The sequence below is a fragment of the Halobacterium sp. MBLA0001 genome (genome assembly GCF_049705385.1).
Lineage (GTDB): Archaea > Halobacteriota > Halobacteria > Halobacteriales > Halobacteriaceae > Halobacterium > Halobacterium salinarum.
On the sequence record NZ_JBNAMQ010000007.1, the window covers coordinates 1,770,208 to 1,787,984 of the forward strand.

18 protein-coding genes are annotated in these 17,777 nt (G+C 70.2%); 7 read left to right on the forward strand and 11 right to left on the reverse strand.

Annotated elements, in window-relative coordinates; translation table 11 throughout:
• Nucleotides 1–23: 23 nt before the first annotated feature.
• The 3 genes from sod to ACOZ32_RS10600 form a co-directional block, all read right to left on the reverse strand.
• Nucleotides 24–626: a superoxide dismutase gene (sod, locus tag ACOZ32_RS10590; RefSeq protein ID WP_205251836.1), complete on the reverse strand. Its 603-nt coding sequence runs from the start codon at nt 624–626 to the stop codon at nt 24–26.
• A gap of 64 nt (nt 627–690) precedes the next feature.
• Nucleotides 691–2,136, reverse strand: coding sequence for a cryptochrome/photolyase family protein (locus ACOZ32_RS10595; RefSeq protein ID WP_205251837.1), 1,446 nt, complete (start codon nt 2,134–2,136; stop codon nt 691–693).
• Nucleotides 2,137–2,176: 40 nt separating this feature from the next.
• On the reverse strand, nt 2,177–2,632 hold the full coding sequence (locus ACOZ32_RS10600) for a hotdog fold thioesterase (protein WP_205251838.1): 456 nt from the start codon (nt 2,630–2,632) through the stop codon (nt 2,177–2,179).
• A gap of 101 nt (nt 2,633–2,733) precedes the next feature.
• On the opposite strand from ACOZ32_RS10600, the gene ACOZ32_RS10605 reads away from it, so the two are divergent.
• Both ACOZ32_RS10605 and ACOZ32_RS10610 read left to right on the forward strand, forming a co-directional pair.
• Nucleotides 2,734–4,092 carry a sulfatase-like hydrolase/transferase gene (locus ACOZ32_RS10605; RefSeq protein ID WP_205251839.1) on the forward strand — a complete coding sequence of 453 codons (1,359 nt, stop codon included), beginning with the start codon at nt 2,734–2,736 and terminating at the stop codon, nt 4,090–4,092.
• 75 nt (nt 4,093–4,167) lie between these two features.
• Nucleotides 4,168–5,733, forward strand: a complete 1,566-nt coding sequence (locus ACOZ32_RS10610) for a long-chain-fatty-acid--CoA ligase (protein WP_205251840.1) — start codon at nt 4,168–4,170, stop codon at nt 5,731–5,733.
• Between the two features lie 15 nt (nt 5,734–5,748).
• Here ACOZ32_RS10610 and ACOZ32_RS10615 read toward each other — a convergent pair whose 3' ends face one another.
• Entirely contained in the window at nt 5,749–6,549 is an 801-nt protein-coding gene (locus ACOZ32_RS10615; protein ID WP_012289313.1) for an N-acyl homoserine lactonase family protein, read from the reverse strand.
• Nucleotides 6,550–6,652: 103 nt separating this feature from the next.
• Here ACOZ32_RS10615 and ACOZ32_RS10620 point away from each other — a divergent pair, with 103 nt between their 5' ends.
• Both ACOZ32_RS10620 and ACOZ32_RS10625 read left to right on the forward strand, forming a co-directional pair.
• Nucleotides 6,653–7,420, forward strand: coding sequence for an SDR family NAD(P)-dependent oxidoreductase (locus tag ACOZ32_RS10620; RefSeq protein ID WP_285271477.1), 768 nt, complete (start codon nt 6,653–6,655; stop codon nt 7,418–7,420).
• Entirely contained in the window at nt 7,417–8,433 is a 1,017-nt protein-coding gene (locus tag ACOZ32_RS10625) for a TIGR04024 family LLM class F420-dependent oxidoreductase (RefSeq protein WP_285271476.1), read from the forward strand. The genes ACOZ32_RS10620 and ACOZ32_RS10625 overlap by 4 nt, the downstream gene beginning before the upstream one ends.
• A gap of 16 nt (nt 8,434–8,449) precedes the next feature.
• On the opposite strand, the gene ACOZ32_RS10630 is transcribed toward ACOZ32_RS10625, so the two are convergent.
• Both ACOZ32_RS10630 and ACOZ32_RS10635 read right to left on the reverse strand, forming a co-directional pair.
• The gene (locus tag ACOZ32_RS10630) at nt 8,450–9,127 is read right to left on the reverse strand and encodes a 6-hydroxymethylpterin diphosphokinase MptE-like protein (protein WP_235218856.1); all 678 of its coding nucleotides are present in this window, start codon (nt 9,125–9,127) and stop codon (nt 8,450–8,452) included.
• 131 nt (nt 9,128–9,258) lie between these two features.
• Nucleotides 9,259–10,377 (reverse strand): dihydropteroate synthase, encoded by a 1,119-nt coding sequence (locus tag ACOZ32_RS10635; protein ID WP_205251845.1) that lies wholly within the window; start codon nt 10,375–10,377, stop codon nt 9,259–9,261.
• A gap of 90 nt (nt 10,378–10,467) precedes the next feature.
• Between ACOZ32_RS10635 and ACOZ32_RS10640 the strand changes: the two genes are divergently transcribed.
• Both ACOZ32_RS10640 and ACOZ32_RS10645 read left to right on the forward strand, forming a co-directional pair.
• Nucleotides 10,468–11,037 carry a hypothetical protein gene (locus ACOZ32_RS10640; protein WP_205251846.1) on the forward strand — a complete coding sequence of 190 codons (570 nt, stop codon included), beginning with the start codon at nt 10,468–10,470 and terminating at the stop codon, nt 11,035–11,037.
• Nucleotides 11,030–11,755, forward strand: a complete 726-nt coding sequence (locus ACOZ32_RS10645; protein ID WP_012289315.1) for an RNA methyltransferase — start codon at nt 11,030–11,032, stop codon at nt 11,753–11,755. The genes ACOZ32_RS10640 and ACOZ32_RS10645 overlap by 8 nt, the downstream gene beginning before the upstream one ends.
• A gap of 3 nt (nt 11,756–11,758) precedes the next feature.
• Here the strand turns inward: ACOZ32_RS10645 and ACOZ32_RS10650 are convergent, their stop codons facing one another.
• Nucleotides 11,759–12,220 (reverse strand): MaoC family dehydratase, encoded by a 462-nt coding sequence (locus ACOZ32_RS10650; protein WP_205251847.1) that lies wholly within the window; start codon nt 12,218–12,220, stop codon nt 11,759–11,761.
• Between the two features lie 53 nt (nt 12,221–12,273).
• Nucleotides 12,274–13,215, reverse strand: a complete 942-nt coding sequence (locus ACOZ32_RS10655) for a DMT family transporter (RefSeq protein WP_205251848.1) — start codon at nt 13,213–13,215, stop codon at nt 12,274–12,276.
• A 142-nt stretch (nt 13,216–13,357) separates the two neighbouring features.
• Here ACOZ32_RS10655 and ACOZ32_RS10660 point away from each other — a divergent pair, with 142 nt between their 5' ends.
• Entirely contained in the window at nt 13,358–13,843 is a 486-nt protein-coding gene (locus ACOZ32_RS10660; RefSeq protein WP_205251849.1) for an Lrp/AsnC family transcriptional regulator, read from the forward strand.
• Between the two features lie 7 nt (nt 13,844–13,850).
• Here ACOZ32_RS10660 and gatE read toward each other — a convergent pair whose 3' ends face one another.
• From gatE to ACOZ32_RS10675, 3 genes are read right to left on the reverse strand one after another with little or no spacing between them, the layout of a single operon-like run.
• Nucleotides 13,851–15,719, reverse strand: coding sequence for a Glu-tRNA(Gln) amidotransferase subunit GatE (gene gatE, locus ACOZ32_RS10665; RefSeq protein WP_285271553.1), 1,869 nt, complete (start codon nt 15,717–15,719; stop codon nt 13,851–13,853).
• A 36-nt stretch (nt 15,720–15,755) separates the two neighbouring features.
• Nucleotides 15,756–17,300 carry a PH domain-containing protein gene (locus tag ACOZ32_RS10670; protein ID WP_205251851.1) on the reverse strand — a complete coding sequence of 515 codons (1,545 nt, stop codon included), beginning with the start codon at nt 17,298–17,300 and terminating at the stop codon, nt 15,756–15,758.
• Entirely contained in the window at nt 17,297–17,776 is a 480-nt protein-coding gene (locus ACOZ32_RS10675) for a PH domain-containing protein (RefSeq protein ID WP_205251852.1), read from the reverse strand. Before ACOZ32_RS10675 ends, ACOZ32_RS10670 begins: the two co-directional genes overlap by 4 nt.
• Between the last annotated feature and the right edge of the window lies 1 nt (nt 17,777).

Below are 17,777 nucleotides of genomic sequence, written 5' to 3' on the forward strand. Positions count from 1 at the left end.
AAAAAACACGGGAGCGTGTCCGGTCACTCGAACAGCGACACCACGTCGTCGTAGTTCGCCGCGATGGGGTCCCAGTCGACGACCTGGAAGAAGGCGTCGACGAAGCTGCCGCGGTCGGGGCCGTAGTCGTAGTAGTAGGAGTGCTCCCAGACGTCGAGGGCGAGGATGGGGTGGCTGCCCCAGAGTGCGCCCTCGTCGTGGTTGTCCACGGCCACGTTCCGGAGCTGTTTGGCGACCGGATCGTAGACGAGCAGCGCCCACCCGCTGGCCGCGCCGGCCGCCACCTCGAATTCAGCCCGCCAGTTCTCGTAGGAGCCGAAGTCCGCCGCGATGCGGTCGGCGAGCGCCCCGGACGGCTCGCCGCCCCCGTCGGGACTCATGTGCTCCCAGAACATCGTGTGGAGGTAGTGCCCACAGCCGTTGTGCGTGACGTCCCCGAGCGCGCCGGCAGTCGAAGCGTGGTCGCCGGTCTCACGGTTCCCCGCGAGTGTCTCCTCGGCGCTGTTGAGGCCGTCCACGTAGCTCTGGTGGTGGGTGTCGTGGTGCCACGTGACCACCTGCTCACTGATGTGTGGTTCGAGTGCGTCGTAGTCGTACGGCAGCGATGGGAGTTCGTGCTGGCTCATCGGTGGAATCCACCGGATCAGTGATCACGCGGCGTCATGTTAAATGTTCGTGAGGATCGTGGGATCACTCGTCGCCGCGCGCACGCTCGAACATCGCGATCGCGTCCTCGCGGCGCTGGCTGTGGTCCACGATGGGGTCCGGATACTCCGGGGCGTGTCGGCGGCGCTCGGACAGCGACAGCTCGTGCCAGCTGTGGATCGCGTCCGCGGGCACGTCCCGGAGTTCGGGGACGAACTCGGTGATGTAGCCGGCGTCGGGGTCGTAGCGCTCGCCCTGGGTCATCGGGTTGAACACCCGGAAGTACGGCTGGGCGTCGGTGCCGGTTGAGGCGGCCCACTGCCAGCCGCCGTTGTCGTTGGCGGTGTCGTGGTCCGCGAGCTTCTCCCGGAACCAGTCGTAGCCCGCCCGCCAGTCCACCAGGAGGTCTTTCGTGAGGAAGGCGGCGACGATCATCCGCACGCGGTTGTGCATGTACGCTTCCGCGCGGAGCTGGCGCATGCCGGCGTCCACGATCGGGTAGCCGGTCTCGCCGTCCTTCCAGGCCTGCAGCGCCGCGGGGTCGTCGCGCCACTCGATGGGGTGCTCGTACGCTTTGAAGTTCTCCGAGACGACGCTCTGGTTGAAATACAGGACTTGTGCGTAGAACTCCCGCCACGCGAGCTGGCCGATGAACGCCGCGACGTTCTCGCGTTCGTCGTCGGTGTCGGCGTCGGATTTCGCCGCGCGTGCGGCCTCGTAGACCGTTCGGATCCCGATCGTGCCGAACTTCAGGTGCGGGGAGAGCCGTGACGTGGGTTCCTCGTGGGGGTAATCGCGGCGGTCCTCGTAGCGGTAGATGTCGCCGGACTCGCGGAAGGCATCGAGCAGCGATCGCGCCGCCGCGGTTCCGGCGTCGGGGACCGCCGCCTCCGGCTCCGCGAAGCCGAGCTCCTGGACGGACGGCAGCGGATCGGTGTCCGCGAGCGCGGTGTCGGCCGCGAGATCCGCGCGCTCTGGCTCCGGGGCCGGCGGGTTCTTCTCGCGGTCCTGCCACTTCCGCCAGAAGTACGTGTACACCGAGTACGGGTCGCCCGCGTTCGTGCGGATCTCGCCCGGCCGGTGGTGGACGGCGTCGTGGAACTGGGCGTGTGCGACGCCCGCCGCGTCGAGGGCGTCGCGCACGCCCGCGTCGCGGTCGGTGGCCAGCCCCGAGTAGTCGTGGTTCCAGACGACCCGGGTGGCGTCGAGATCGTCGGCGACCGCCGGGAGCACCGCAGCGGGGTCGCCGTGGCGGACAATGAGGTCGCTGCCGAGGTCGCGGTAGCGCTCCCGGAGGGCGGCCAGCGCGTCCAGCATGAACGCGACCCGGGGCGGGGCGGCGTGAGCCAACACCTCGTCGTCGAAGCAGAACACCGCCGCGACAGGGCCCTGGTCGTGGCCGCCGTCGACCGCTGTCACGCCCGGAGCGGCCGCTGCGAGGCCGCGGTTGTCCGTGGTGCGGAGGTCCCGTCGGTGCCAGAACAGTTGCATGCCGGGGGGTTGGGCGGCCGGCATCCTCAACGTGTGGGTGTCAGTCGTCGCGGAACACGCGGAACGACCCGCGTCCCACGGCCACTTCGGTGGGCTCGGCGTCCGCCGTGTCGGCGGGCGTGACGACCGAGATCTCCGCCACGCCGACTGTTGAGCCGACGCGCACGACCGACGCATCGGCGATCAGGTCGCCGCGGGCCGGCCGGAGATAGGACACGTTCAGATCGATGGTGGCGACGTTCGCGGCGACGGGGGTCGGGAGCGCGCTGCGCACCGCCAGCCCGCCGGCGGTGTCGATCAGCGTCGCCGCGATCCCGCCGTGGACGTCTCCCTCGCCGGGGCCGTGGTTCGTGAGCTTCTCGTGGTAGGGGATGCGGAGGCGCATCTCGCCGTCGCTGGCGTCCTCGACGGACACCCCGAGAAACGACAGCAGCCCGTGGTCGTCGACGTAGGACTGGATGAGCGCGGCCGCGTCGTCGGCGTCGAACCCGGTCATGGCTGCGACTGGAACCCCGGTGTCTATAAGCCCACCGAGCCGCCACGCCGCTCTTATCAGTGAACGTATGAGAACTGCTAAAGTGTGTGCGATCACACGACATGGTAGTGACTTCAGCCGCCGGGACCGTGTTGGTGACCGTCGACTCGCTGCGAGCGGACGCGCGATCCCGGGTCGAGACGCCGACCCTGGACGCGCTGGCGGACTCGGGCACGGTCTTCGAGCGCGCGTACGCCCACGGGAACTGGACGCCGTTCTCGTTCCCGAGCGTGCTCGGGGACAGCCACGTGTTCGCTGCCGACGGCGCGATCGGCGTCGGTGACACCACGCTGGCCGGCCGTCTCGCCGACGCCGGCGTCCGGACTGCCGGCGTCAACGCCGCCAACGGGTTCCTCACCGAACACTGGGGATACGACCGCGGTTTCGACACCTACGACGCGTTCACGGACACGAACTCGCGGCTCGGGCGCACGCTCGCCGCACACCCCACCGTCCAGGGGTGGCTGCAGGTCGGGGCGTCGCCGTTCCGGCGGCGCAGCGACGGCCGCGAGCGCGTCGACGCCACGCGCATGCTCGACATCGAGGACCGCGCCGTCGAGTTCCTGTCGGCGGCCAGCGAGCCGTTTTTCCTCTGGCTGCATTACATGGACACCCACACGCCGTACGTCCCCGCGCCGCGCCACCTGCGTGCGACGACGGACCGCCGGGGCGCAATGTTGGGCATGCTGTCGGCGCACCTCCGCGTCGGCCTCGGGCTGACGGTGAGCTCGGCCACGGCCGGCGAGCTGCACACCCTCTACGACGCGACCGTGCGCCAGGTCGACACCAGCATCGGGCGCGTGCTGGCGGCGCTCGGCGACCGCCGCGAGGACACCATGGTGGTGGTGGCTGGGGACCACGGCGAGGAGTTCCTCGAACACGGCCACCTCGCGCATTACCCGAAGCTCTACGACGAGCTGGTGCACGTGCCGTTGCTCGTTGACCATCCGGTCGGCGCGGGCGGGCGGGTGTCGACGGCGGTCGGCCTCTCCGACGTGCCCGCGACCGTGCTCGACGTGATGGGCGGCTCGACACGGGGGTTCACCGGTGAGAGCCTCGCCCCCGAGATCCGCGCCGGGACGGAGCCGACCCGCGGCCCGATCACGTCGGTCGCAGTACGCGGGGCGTCGGTGACACAACAACCGATCCCGCGCCACCTCGGTGCCGGCCGCCCGCTCGTCAGCGCGCGCGACGGCCGCTGGACGTACATCCGCGACCCCGAGCGCGACACCCACGAGCTGTACGACCGTGCCAGCGATCCGGGCGAGCAGACGGACGTGTCCGGCACCGCGGATCCACCGCTGGACGCCCTGCACGCAGCGACACGCCAGCGGCTGGACGCGATCCGAACCGACGGCGACGCCGCGGCCGCCACGCCGGACGACGTCGAGCGCCGACTCTCCGCGCTCGGGTACCGCTGACCAGACACCAATACCGGCAGCGGGCGTCCATTTGGAAACGTATTTGCCATGGTCTATCGTGATGGTGAACAACCGATGTCGAATCTCGTTACCAACGTCCAAACCTCGGCGACCGAGCTTCCGGACCACCCCGCAGTCGTGTACGACGACCACACCCACACCTACAGCGACCTCTGGGAGCGAACCGGACAGTTCGCGGCCGCGCTCCGCGACCACGGCGTGACCCCGGACGACCGGGTCGCGCTGTACCTCCCGAACCTCCCACAGTACGTGACGGCGTTCCACGGCGCGCTCCGCGCCGGCTGCGTCGTGGTGCCGATGAACCCACAGTACAAGACCCGCGAAATCGAGTACTTGCTGTCCGATTCCGGGGCGTCAGTGGTGGTGGCGCTGGCCGACGGTGCGTCCACCGTCGAGGACGTGCGCGCGGAGACCGCCGTCGACACCGTGGTCACGGTCGGCGGCGACGCCGACGTTGGCACGCCGTTCGAGGCCTTCCTCGACGCCGGCAGCGACGACACGGTTGCGCCCCGCGACGACGACGACCTCGCCGTGCAGCCGTACACCTCCGGCACCACCGGCCAGCCCAAAGGCGTCCAGCTCACACACCACAACCTCGCGTCGAACGCCGAGCAGTCCATGGACATCGTGCCCGACGGCCTCCAACCCGCGGACCGCAAGATCGGGGTGTTGCCGTTGTTCCACATCTACGGCATGACCGTCGGCATGAACGCCGCGCTGTTCGCCGGCGCGACGTTCTACCCGATGCCCAGGTGGGACACCGAGGACGCGATGTCGCTGGTCGCGGACGCCGAACTCACCCTCTTCGACGGCGTCCCCACGATGTACAACGACATCATCACACACCCCAACGCCGAGGAGTTCGACCTGTCGTCGGTCCGGCGCTGCACCGTCGGCGGCTCCGGCATCCCCACCGAGGTGTTGCGGAAGTTCGAGGAGCTGTACACCGCAAAGATCGACGAGGGGTACGGGCTCACGGAGACCAGCCCCGTGACACACTTCAACAGCCCCAACTGGGGGCGTCGCGTGGGCTCGATCGGGAAGCCGCTGGCGGGGATCGACGCCCGCATCGTCACCGACGACTTCGAATCGGTGCCACCCGTCGACGAGGGCCCCGTCGACGAGTCCGACCACGACATGGACGACATCACGGGCGAGCTGGTGGTGTCGGGGCCGAACGTGATGGCGGGCTATCTCGGTCTCCCGGAGGCCAACCGCAAGGCGTTCACCGAGGCCGACGGGAAGCGCTGGTTCCACACGGGCGATCTGGGCTACCACGACGCGGACGGCTACTTCTACATCGTCGACCGCAAGACGCACATGATCAACACCGCGGGGTACAACGTCTACCCCCGTGAGGTCGAGGAGTTGCTGTTCGAGCACGACGCCATCGCGGACGCCGCCGTGGTCGGCGTGCCCGACGAGCGCCGCGGCGAAACGGTCAAAGCGTACGTGGTGCGGGCACCCGACACGGACGTGTCCGCCGACGAGATCCGGGAGTTCTGTCTGACGAACCTCGCCGAGTACAAACACCCACGCACGGTCGAGTTCGTCGAGCAGCTGCCCCGCACCACCACGGGGAAGATCAAGAAACACGAACTCGTCCCCGACGAGGACTGACCCGGCGCGACCCGCTCAGAAGCGGGCCGCGAGTCGGGCGGCGTCGCGGGTGTCGTGCCCGCAGAAGACGTCCGCGGTCGTGCGCCGGGCGAGATCGCGGACGCGACGGCGGCTCTCCCGCCAGTCGGCAAGCGAGGACAGCAGACTGGTGGCCATCGGGACGCCGTCCTCGTAGTTCTCGCGCTGGTAGGCCTCGTCGCCCGCGACGATCGCGGGCGCAGCGCCGTCCTCGGGTTCCAGGTACAGCCCCAGGAGGCCGGGCGTGTGGCCGGGCAGATGCAACAGATCGAGCCCGGGGTAGAGCTGGCGGCGGCCGCGGTCGACGGCGACCACGCGCCAGTTCAGCGCACGGTCGAAGTCCGGACTGTGGTACGCGATCGACCCGGTGTCCGTCGCCGCGCTGCGGTAGGCGTAGCCGAGCTCGCGCTCGTGGACGTAGATCGGCGTGTCCGTGCCCGCGAAATGCCGAAGGCCGCCGGCGTGGTCGAGATGGAGGTGACTCGCCACGACGGCGTCGATGTCGCTGATGGCGGTGCCGGCGTCAGCGAGCGCGGCCGGCAGCGTGTGCTCGTCGGCGTCCTCGTGGTGGAACGCCTCGAAGAGGGGTGTCGGCCAGTAGCCGTCGCCGGCGTCGGGGTGGCTGCCCGTGTCCCAGAGCACGGTCCCCTTCGGGTGGTCGATGAGGAGGTTGTACACCGGACACTCGACGAGCGCGTGCTCGGGGTCGGGGTCGGCGACGGTCGCCATCGTCGAGGAGTCGATCATGTACGCCCTGTCCGCGGTGATGGTGCCGCGGTCGAGGTAGTGAACGTCCACACCGGGTGGTGACGTGGCGGTCCCAAAGTTCGGTCGGGGGAACCGTCCGGTAGTTGTTAGACGTTGACATAGATTTATCCGGGGCGGCGGGGAAGCCACGACCATGACAGACAGATCTGTGGTGTCCGGGACGGCGATCGTCACCGGCGCTTCCAGCGGGATCGGCCGGGCGACCGCCGAGCGACTGGCGGCCGACGGCGCACGCGTCGTGCTCTGCTCGCGCGACCACGCGGACGTCGACGCGGTTGCCGACGCCATCCGAACGGACGGCGGCACCGCCCTCGCCGTCGAGTGCGACGTCACCGACCGCGACGCCGTCGACGCGCTCGTCGAAGCCACCGTCGACGAGTTCGGCGGCCTGGACGTGCTCGTGAACAACGCCGGCGCGAGCTTCGTCGCGCCGTTCGACGACATCTCGCGGAACGGCTGGGACCGCATCATCGACGTGAACCTCGGCGGCACCTACAACTGCACGCAGGCCGCCGCCGAACAGCTGAAACGCGACGGCGGCGGGGCCGTGGTGAACGTCGCCAGCGTCGCCGGCCAGGAGGGGTCGCCACACATGAGCCACTACGCCGCCGCGAAGGCCGGCATCATCACGCTCACGCGGACGCTGGCCGCCGAGTGGGCACCCGCGGGTGTACGCGTGAACTGCATCGCCCCCGGGTTCGTCGCGACCCCCGGACTGGACGCACAGATGGGCGTCAGTGCGGCCGACATCGACCGACGGGAGGTCGCCCGGCGCATCGGCACCAGCGCCGAGATCGCCGACGCGATCCAGTTTCTCGCCAGCCCCGCGGCGTCGTTCGTGGTCGGTGAGACGCTCACCGCCGCCGGCGTCCCGCAGGGCGAGGAGGTGCCGTCGCCGTGACCCGCCGCACCGTCCACCTCCCGGTCGCCGCCCAGGACAGTCTCGCGGACATCACCGACATCGCCGAACGCGCCGAAACCCTCGGCTACGACCGCGTGTGGTTCCCCGAAACCTGGGGCCGGGACGCCGCAACGACGCTGACCGCGATCGCCGACCGCACCACCGACATCGGCATCGGCACCAGCATCATCAACACCTACTCCCGGAGTCCCGCGCTCGTCGGACAGACCGCCGCCACGCTCCAGGAGCACTCCGGGGGCCGGTTCCGGCTCGGAATGGGGCCCAGCGGCCCCGCGGTCATCCAGGGGTGGCACGGCCAGTCGTTCGAGCGCCCGCTGCGCCGCACCCGCGAGTACATCGATGTCGTGCGCGCCGTCCTCACCGGCGACCCGGTCGACTACGACGGCGACCTGGTCCAAACCCAGGGGTTCCGACTGCGCCAGGACGCCCCCGACCCCGCGCCCGCCATCGACGTGACCGGCATGGGTCCGAAAGCCGTCGAGCTCGCCGGCCGGTTCGCCGACGGCTGGCACGCGTTGCTGTTCACCGCGGACGGCATCCGGGAGCGCCTGGCCGACCTCCGGCGCGGCATGGATCTCGGTGACCGCGACGCCGACGCCGTCCAGACCACGCTCGTGGTGCCGTGCTGTGCGCAGCCCGACGCCGCCGCCGCCCGGGACCTGACCCGCCAACACCTCGCGTTCTACGTCGGCGGCATGGGCGAGTTCTACCGGGACAGCCTCGCCAGGCAGGGCTACGAGGCTCCCGCCACCGATATCTACGACGCCTGGCAGGACGGCGACCACGAGCGAGCGGTCGGCCTCGTCACCGACGACCTCTTGGACGCGTTCGCAGCGGCGGGCACGCAGGCCGACGTGCGGGACCGACTGGCGGCGTTCGCGGAGATCGACGGCGTCGACGCGGTCGCGGTGTCGTTCCCGCGGGCCGCCGACAACGCCGTGATCGACGACACACTGGCGGCCGTCGCGCCCGCCCCGGCGCACACGCCCTAACGCACTGTGTCGGCCGCTACGTCACGGCGTCGATCGCCGCGCGTCGCCCGTCGAGCACCCCAAACGCCTCCCCACGGCGGGTTTCCAGCCACCGCAGGAGCCGCGCCGCCCACGCCAGCTTCCGGCGCTTCTCCTCGGTCACCGTGGGGTCGTCGAACGCCCACCCCGGGAACCGGAGGGCGGCCGCGCCACAGTGGTCAGCGAGAAACGCCGCGCGGTCGCCGTCGGTGAACCCGCCGTGGTCCACCACTGGCCCCGTGGGCGCGGCCTGTGTCGTCGCCAGCACGTGAGTGGTGTCGTAGGTCGGGACGTGCTCGCGGATCGCGGCGATGTTGTCGCCGTGCGCGTGCACGGCCACCGGCGTCCCCTGCGCCGTCAGTCGGCGCGCGGTCTCGGGGTTCTTGTCCAGATCCGTGACCATGAGATCGACCTCGATGCCGGCGTCGGCCAGCACGTCCACGGCCGTTGAGGCCGCGAACACGCGGTCCGCGGCGGCGGCCACCTCGCGTTCGTCTGCCAGCGTCGGTGCGCCGCCCGCGATCGCCACCGTCTGGCCCGTGCAGTCCAGGCGCGCCATATCGAAGGGCTCGGCGTGCGCCGCCAGCACGTCGCGTGCGCGCCTGTCGACGGCCTGCTCGTAGCCGAACGCAGCACACACGTCGTCGTACACCGGCTGCCAGTCGTCGTACTCCATGCGCGCCGCTACAAGCCCTGAAATAATGAGGATTCCGTGGTCCGAGCCGGGATCCCCCGCAGCGTACCCCTACCCAGCGGGCGTCCGGCTTCCATGCTGGCGTTTTTTCGCCGCCGGTATAAGTTTTCTCGTTACTCCCCGGCCGTCCGGAATATCTCCGCCAGGGTTGCAAGCACGCTGTCGCCGTCCGTGGCGGCCGCCAGCCCCGCGCCAGCCTCACGGAGCGCCCCCGCTGTGCCGGCGACGAGCGTCGGGTCCGTGCCGGAGACCGCGACCCCAGTCGCCGCCAGCGCGTCCCGGTCGTCGGCCGACAGCCCCGTGACCTCGTAGGCGCGCGCGACGGCGTCGGCCGCCCCATCAGCGCCGAGCCGGTCGGCGTGGCGCATCGCCGCCGGGAGCGTCGTCACGTCCAACTGCTCGATGTGGCTGGTGTGCGTGCGGTCGGGCGTGAACTCGTGGCCGATGAGCGCCGCGTCACGCGTCTCGGCGACGTCGTGGGTCCGAACCACGTGTGCGCCGCGCTCGACGGCCATCGCGGTCGCCGCCAGCGACACCGGCAGCGCCCCCGCCGTGTCCCGGCCGGCGACCTCCCGCAGGAAGTTCTTGCGGTTGATCGAAACCAACATCGGGTAGCCGTACCCGCGGAACTCCCGCAGCCGGTCGAACGTCTCGCGGTCGTCGGCCAGCGTCTTCTCGGTGCTCCACCCGCCGAACGCCGGATCAACGATGGTCTTGTCGGTGAACCCGTGCAGCGACAGCGCGTCGTAGATGTCGTCGACGGACTCGATGGCCCCCGGGCGTTCGAGGTCCGGTGGGCTCGCCATCTTCGCGACCGCGACGTCGTGGGCCTCACAGACCGCCGGCATCTCGGGGTCCGCGAACCCACAGATGTCGTTGACCATGTCGAAGCCAGCCGCCAGCGCCTCGTCGGCGACCTCGCTGTACCGGGTTTCGATGGAGAACACCGCCTCCCCCTCGACGCGCTCGATGGTGTCGATGGCCGTCTGGAGGCGCTCGCGCTCCTGGTCGGCCGACAGCACGTCGAGGTCCTTGTTCGCGGACTCCAGGCCGACATCGACGATGTCAGCGCCCTCCCCGATCAGCTCCGAGTCGACGTACGCGGCCGCCGCCTCGGGGTCGTCGTACACGCTCGGGTCGTACGGCGACTCCTTCGATACGTTCAACACGCCCATGATCCGTGGCGGGTAGTCGTCACCGATGGGCAGCCCGGCTGCGTCGACGGTTCGCATATCCCTACTGGATGGCGGCACGCTCATAGGTCGTGTGGAATCGGCGCTGGCTTCGGGCGGCTTTTGTGGGTGCGCCGCCAACGCAGCGCCATGAGCAAAGTGAGCATCGGCCTCCGAGGGTGGCGGTTCGACGAGGATGAACTGTTCGACGGCGACGGGTTCCGGTCGCGCTCGGAGATGGACGACGACACCAGGCAGCGCCTCGAACGCCTGCCGCTGTTGCTCGACCAGCCCTGTGACGTGTGCTATCTCGGCGACGGCGACGACGACGCCACGCCGGACGCCGTCTACGGGGAGCCGGGCGCGGAAGTCCTCGTGTGCAACGCCCACGAGCCGACGTTCTACTACTGGTTCCTGGAGGCGGGCGGCGACGAACACGAGGGCACGGCGGCGCTCCAGGACGCCTTCCACGAGTGGGTGGCCGCCGGCAACCGCGAGCCCGACTGGTACGGCGGCCCCGAGCACGTCGAAACCGACCCCGACGCGGTGCCCGACCCGGGGCCGGATACGTCACAGCTCGCACCCGGTGAGCCGGTGCCGGTGACCGTCGACCTCCCCGAGGACGAACAGGCCAAACTCGACCTGCTCGAAGCCGCCGACTTCGACGGCGTCAGCGACGACCTGGACATCGACGCCGACTACCCGACCAGCGATGAGTAAGCCCGCCGTCGCCATCGTGGACGCCGAAACCGCCGGGAACGTCGGCACCATCGCGCGAGCGATGAAGAACTTCGGGTTCGAGGAGCTGTTGCTGGTCGACCCGCCGTATCTCGGCCGCGACTCCGAGGCGTACGGGTTCGCCGGCCACGCCCGCGAGGACATCCTCCCCGAGGCCCGCGAGCTATCCTTCGACGCGCTGGTCTCGGAGTTCCACACGGTGGGGTTCACCGCCATCACCAACGAGGACGCCACCAGCCACACCCGCTTCCCGTTCCGCACACCGGCGGAGCTCGGCGATAGCCTCCGTGACGTCGAGGCACCGACCGCGCTCGTCTTCGGCCGGGAGCGCGTCGGCCTGACGAACGACGAACTCGCGCGCATCGACGAAGTGGGGTCGATCCCCGCGAGCGACGACTACCCCGTGATGAACCTGGGGCAGTCCGCGACGGTCGCACTGTACGAGCTCCGCGACCTCGCGATGAGCGAAACCCAGCTGCCGGACGTCGAGCGCCACCGCGCCGACGAGGCCGAAATCGAGCAGTTCTACGAGCACGCCAGCGAGTTCCTCGATGCCGTCGATTACCCCGCCGAAAAGCAGGCCAAGACGATGCGGATGCTCCGCCGGATGCTGGGCCGCACGCATCCGACCGGCCGCGAAATCAACACCGTCCACGGGCTGTTGCGCCGGGCCGAGACCCAGCTTCCCGAGGACGACTGACGGCTACGTCGCCTCGCCGGGTGTGTGGCGCGCGTACAACACGATGGGTTCCATCGTGAGCTTGGGCTCGCCGGCCTCGTTTTCGGTGGTCACGCGGGTGCGGACCGTGCCCCGATCGGGCTTGCTCTCGGAGGGCGTCTTCTCCAATACCTCGACGGTCACCGACAGCGTCTCCCCGGGGAACGTGGGGTTGGGCCACCGGAGCGCGTCGACGCCGACCGCGCCGTAGCTGGCGGTGTCCGCGAAGTGGTTGTCCACGAGCAGCCGCATCGTCATCGACGCGGTGTGCCAGCCGGACGCCGCAAGCGACCCGAACAGCGACTCCTCGCGGGCGCGCTCGGGGTCGGTGTGAAACCACTGCGGGTCGTAGGCCTCGGCGAACGCCAGCACGTCGGCCTCGGTCACGTCGTAGCTACCGAACGACTGCGACTCGCCGACGGTCACGTCCTCAAAGTAGACGGGCACGGCAGACCGTTCGCTCGGCGCGGCGGTAGTCGTTGTGTTCCCGGCAGGCGGCGTTAGAGCTCGGCGTCGTCGGTGGTGTTGCGGACGGCAGCGCCGATGTACCGGTGTTTGACCAGCGCGAACCCGGCGAAGATGACTGCGAACCCGGCGAGCGCGCGCGGCGAGACCACGTCACCGAACAGCGCCCACGCGACGACCGACGCGCCGATCGGTTCGAGGTACGAGACGAGGTTGATCTCGGTTGCGCCGGCGCGCTCGAGCAACACGAAGTACAACAGGAAGCCGCCGGCACCGCAGACCAGCGTGAGGTACGCGAGGCTGGCGAGCGCGGTCGGCGTCCAGTGAACGGCCGTGACGTTCTCGCCGCGCACTGCGGCCCCGACCCAGAGGGCCAGCGACCCGATGAGCATCGCCCAGGCCTCCATGGTCTCGACCGGCAGGCCGCCCCCGCCAGGGAGCTTCCCGGTGAGGACACCGCCGAGCGCGAAGCTCGCCGCCGCGAGGAACACCAACAGGAGGCCGCCCAGGTCGACACTGCCCGCGCTGCCGGGGTTGGCGACGATGACGACGCCCGCGAGGCCGGCCAGCAGGCCGGCCGCCTGCGTGCCGTCGATGGTCACGTTCTCGTGGAGTTTGCTCGCGAACCCTGCGGTCAGGATCGGCGCGAGGCTGATGACGATCGCGGCGATGGGGGCGGAGACGTCGTGTTCACCGAGGTAGAGTGCGCCGTGGTAGATGCCGATGACGAACAGGCCAACCGTGGCGGCGAGCACCCACTCTCGACGGCCACGGGGTCGCCAGCGGTCCGTGGTGTGGGCGGCGTACGCGAGCACGATCAGGCCAGCGATCGAATACCGGATCGCCGCGAACGACAGCGCCGGAACGTCCGCGATACCGATCTTGATGGCGACGAACGAGGACCCCCAGATCGCCGCCAACAGCAGGAACAACACCGTGGTGGGGGTTTCCCCCATCGTCGGGCGTCTGAAACTCATTATAACTATAACTTGTGCGGAGTACTTTAGACTTTTCTTTAACAGTTGTATCTATACTAGTTGTGCATGGCACTTCCCGCGAGAGAATTGGCTCTGAGTGGAATGGCCACAGGTTTTTCACCGCGGTGCACAACCCACGCACATGGACGACCGAGACATCACGATCCTGAAGGCTATCGCGGACCTCGGCACGGGCAGCCCCGAAGCCCTCCAGGAGGAAACCGGCATCCCCGTATCCACCATCCACTATCGGCTCAACAACCTCCGCGACGACGGCGTCATCACCAACGACCTCTACGACATCGACCCCGACTCGATCGGCCTCGACGTCACTGTCGTTCTCGAGGTGCTCACGAGCTACGACGGCGGCTACGAGGACGTCGCCGACGAGATCAGCGCCGTCGAAGGCGTCACGCAGACGTTTTTCACGATGGGTGAAACCGACTTCGTCGTCGTCGCTCGGCTCCCCGGCTCCGACGACGTCGAACGCCTGATCTCGGATTTCGAAGCCCTCGACCCCGTGGACAGAACGAACTCCACGTTCGTCATCGACCGCCACAAGGACGCCCAGCGCGCCCTCGAAAGCTACAGCCTGGACAGCCTCGTCACCGCGCTGGCCGACGAGTAACGCGCCGCTAGGACCGCTGTTGGATCTCCTCGCGGAGCACCTCGCTGACGAGGTCGCCGTCCGCCTTCCCGCGCAGCGCGCCCATGCACTCCCCCATCAGCGCCGAGAACGCGCCCATGCCCTCGGCCGCGACCTGATCGCTGTTGCGCTCGACGACTCCGACGACGGCCTCCCGGACCTCGTCTTCGGCCGCGGAGCCGAGCCCTAACTCCTCGGCGAGCGCGGCCGGGTCGCTGCCGGGCTGCTCGGCCAGCGCCGCCAACAGCTCCGGCACCCCCTCCTGTGCGAGGTCGCCGTCCGCGACGAGCCCCAGCACACCCCGGAAGTGGGCGTCCGTCAGCTGCCCAACCGGCACGTCGTCGCGGCGGAGTTCGGTGACCGTCGACTCCAGGGTTTGGGCCGCCAGCGTCGCGTCGACGCCCGCCTCGACCTGCTGCTCGAACAGCTGCCAGCGCCGGCCGTACGCCACCTGCTCGGCGAGCCCGGCGTCCAGATCGAAGTCGGCCTGGTAGCGCTCGACTTTCTCGGTCAGCAGCTCCGGCGTCTCGACGGCCGACGGGTCGGGGTCGACCGGCGGCACGTCCGTCTCCGGATACATCCGCGCCGCGCCCGGCAGCGGCCGCAGGTACTTCGAGGTGCCGTCGTCGTTCGCGCCCCGGGTTTCCTCCGGGACGCCCGCCATCGCGGTCTCCGCGCGCTCCGCGACCGCCTGTATCGACTGGGCGGCGGTCTCGGGGTCGTCGGCCACGATGGCGACCGCGTCGTCCTCGCCCGCGTCGACCGCGTCCCGGAGCGCCGCCACCTCGGCCGCGGTGACGCCGTACGCCGGCAGCTCGTCGGTGTGGAAGATGCCGCCCGCGCCGTGGCGCGTGGCGTGGTCGGAGAACTCCGTCCCCAGCCGGCGGTCGGCCTGCAGCTCGCGACCCACCAGCCCGTCGAAGCCGTGCAGCACGACGGCGTGGACCTCACCACCGTCGTCCAACGCCCCCCGGATGACGCCCGACTCGGTGTCCGCGAACACGTCGGTCACGTCCCGGGGCTTGCCCACGGCGGCGTCGCGGGCGTCCAACTCGTCGACGATGTCCAGCAACTCGACCTGCCGCCGGACCTCCTCGCGCACGAGGTCGTCGATGTCGTCGAGGCTCTGCACGCCTTTCATCTCCACGCGCGCGCCGTCAGCGATCGAGACGTTGACGTCCTGGCGGATCGTCCCCAATCCGCGCTTGACCTTCCCGGTCGACCGCAACAGCATGCCGATGCGCTCGGCGGCCTCCCGGGCCTGGGCGGGCGAGGAAATGTCGGGCTTCGTCCCGATCTCGACCAGCGGGATGCCCAGGCGATCCAGCGAGTACAGCACGCCGTCCTCGCGGTCTTCGATGCGCTGTGCGGACTCCTCTTCGAGCATCAGGTCCTCGATGCCGACCGGTCCCTCACTGGTGTCGATCGCGCCGCCCTCGGCGACCATCGTCGACCGCTGGAACCCACCGGTGTTCGACCCGTCGATGACGACTTTCCGCATCACGTGCGCCCGGTCGACGGCGTCCATGCCCAACAGGTGGCCGATCTCCAGGGCCGCAGCCAGGGCGTCCTCGTCGAGTCGGTGGGGTGGCTCGTCGTCCTCCTCGACCAGACACGTGGTGTCGTACGCGAGATACTCGAACTCCCGTTCGACCCGGCTCTCCTCCAGGGCGGCCTCGTCGATCTCCCCCAGCTCCGAGCGCGTCGGATGCAGATACCGGGTGAACGTCCGGTCGGCTTCCGCGGGCTCCCGGCGGGTCGTCGGGCACGCACAGAACAGTTTGGTTGCCGTGTCCAGTTGCTGGTGGATCTCCAGCCCGGCAACCAACCCCAGCTCGTCGTAGTCGAACTCGGTCATTATCGATGCGTGGCACCGCGAAGGCAATAAAACCGTTCAGTCCGCGGCCGACCCGGCCGCCGCGGTGTCGTCCCCGCGAACGCCCACGGACAGCAGCGTGCAGTCGACCACGTCGTCGGCCAGCGCGTCTGCGTCACCACCGTCACGGTCGATGGCAACCGCGCCCCCGCCGGAGAGCGACCGCGACCCCGCCGTGTCGATGACGACGCTGGTCAGCTCCCAGCGCCGCTGGAACACCGTCTGCTTGCGGAGCACCGTCTGCACGCGGTGAGCCGGAACGACCGTGGTCTTGCGCCGCCACCATCCCGCCTGCGTGACGACGTGGTCGCTGTCGCTGTACACGCCCCGGGTCGCGCGCGCCCGCCGGGCCGCCGGCACCGCGAGCGGCACCAGCACGGCCAGCGCGTACCACGGGAACGACACGACGAGCCGGCTCACGAGCGCGCCCGCCGCCACCACGCCCAGCCCCGCGAGCGCGTACCGCCGGACGTAGCGGTCCTGAGCGCGCTCGGGCGGCCGCGAGAGGTCGATGTCCGCGACCGGTTCGATCTCCCGGGCGAGCTCGAACACCGCCGCCCGCGGCGCGATCGGCACCGCCGCCTCCGACCCGCCGCTTGGCGACTGCCCCGGCGCGTACCCCGCCGTCTCGACCGCCAGCGACGCGAACCCGTACCGCCGCATCAACACGCTGTCCTCGACGGACACCGTCTGGAGCTTCGACAGCGGGATGGTGCCGTCGCGGCGCTCGAACAGCCCGCGCTCGTAGCGCAGATCGCCGCCCACCCGGCGCAACCGGAACCCGTAGAACTGCACGACGCGCACCGCCGCCGACACCAGCCACACCCCGAGCGCGAGCGCGACCGCTCCGGCGACCAGCACCACCACCCCGAGATCCGGCACCGCCACGCGTCCGCCGAGGCTCGGCGCGGCGACCGTCGCGACCGCGATGATGCCCGAGAACAGCCGCGGGTTGAACGACAACAGCCCGTACAACAGCAGGTCGCGGTTCGACAGCGCGAACAGCAACTCCCCGCGCTCGCCGACGGGCGTCGGCTCACGCGCGCGATCCGCCGCCGACCGCGACTCGCTGTCGGTGTCACCCGCGTCCGGAGTGGCTGCTGTGGCGGCGTCGGCCGCGTCGCCCGGTGTGGTGCGGCGCGTTCGCACGTTGGCTTGCAGGTCCGCAGCCGCCTCCCGGCTGACGAACCGCAGCGACGCCTCCGTGCTGCCGCCGCCGGCGGTCTCCACGTCCACCACCGCCAGCCCGAGCAGCCGCGCGACCAGCGACCGCGTCACGTCGACGTTCTGGACGCGGCGCAGCGGGATTTCGCGCTCGCGCCGGGAGAACACGCCCGACGCGATGTCCAGGCTGTCCTCGGTGAGCTCGTAGTCGAACCGCCTGTAGTACGCGATCTCGTAGGCGACCACCGCAACCACGGCCACCATGACCCCCAGCACCGCCACGCCGGTGAGCGCGGCGTTCCCGCCCGAGAGCGCCGCGCCGCCGATCAAAAACGCCCACCCGAACCCCAGCGCCCGGGACAGCGCCCGCACCGGCACCGACAGCGGATGCAGCTTCATACGGCGTCACCCTCGCCGTTCTCGGGCTCGCTCTCGATCGCGAGCGCGCGCAACGTCTCCTGGGCGTCGGCCGCCCGCTCGCGGGACAGCCCCGGGATCGTGACGTCAGCCCCCCGGGAGCCGGCGGTGTAGACGACGACCCGCCCCAGCCCGAGCACGCGCTCCAGTGGCCCCCGCCGCGAATCGACGTGTTGCACGCGAACGTACGGCACGGTGGTTCGGACCCGCACCAGCACGCCGTGCTCGATGTACAGCGTGTCCTCGCGCACGTCGAACCGCCAGATCCGGTACCGCAACAGCGCGTGTGTCGCCCCCAAGAGGGCCACCACGCCGAACACCGCCACCGCTGCGGCGGCCGACGACACGCCCACGTCCAGGGCGCCGCTGCCGATGCCCGCGGCTCCGGCGAGCACCACGGCAAACACCAGAACACGCCACAGCCAGACGACGACAACGCGCGCGTCGAGTCGCTCCATA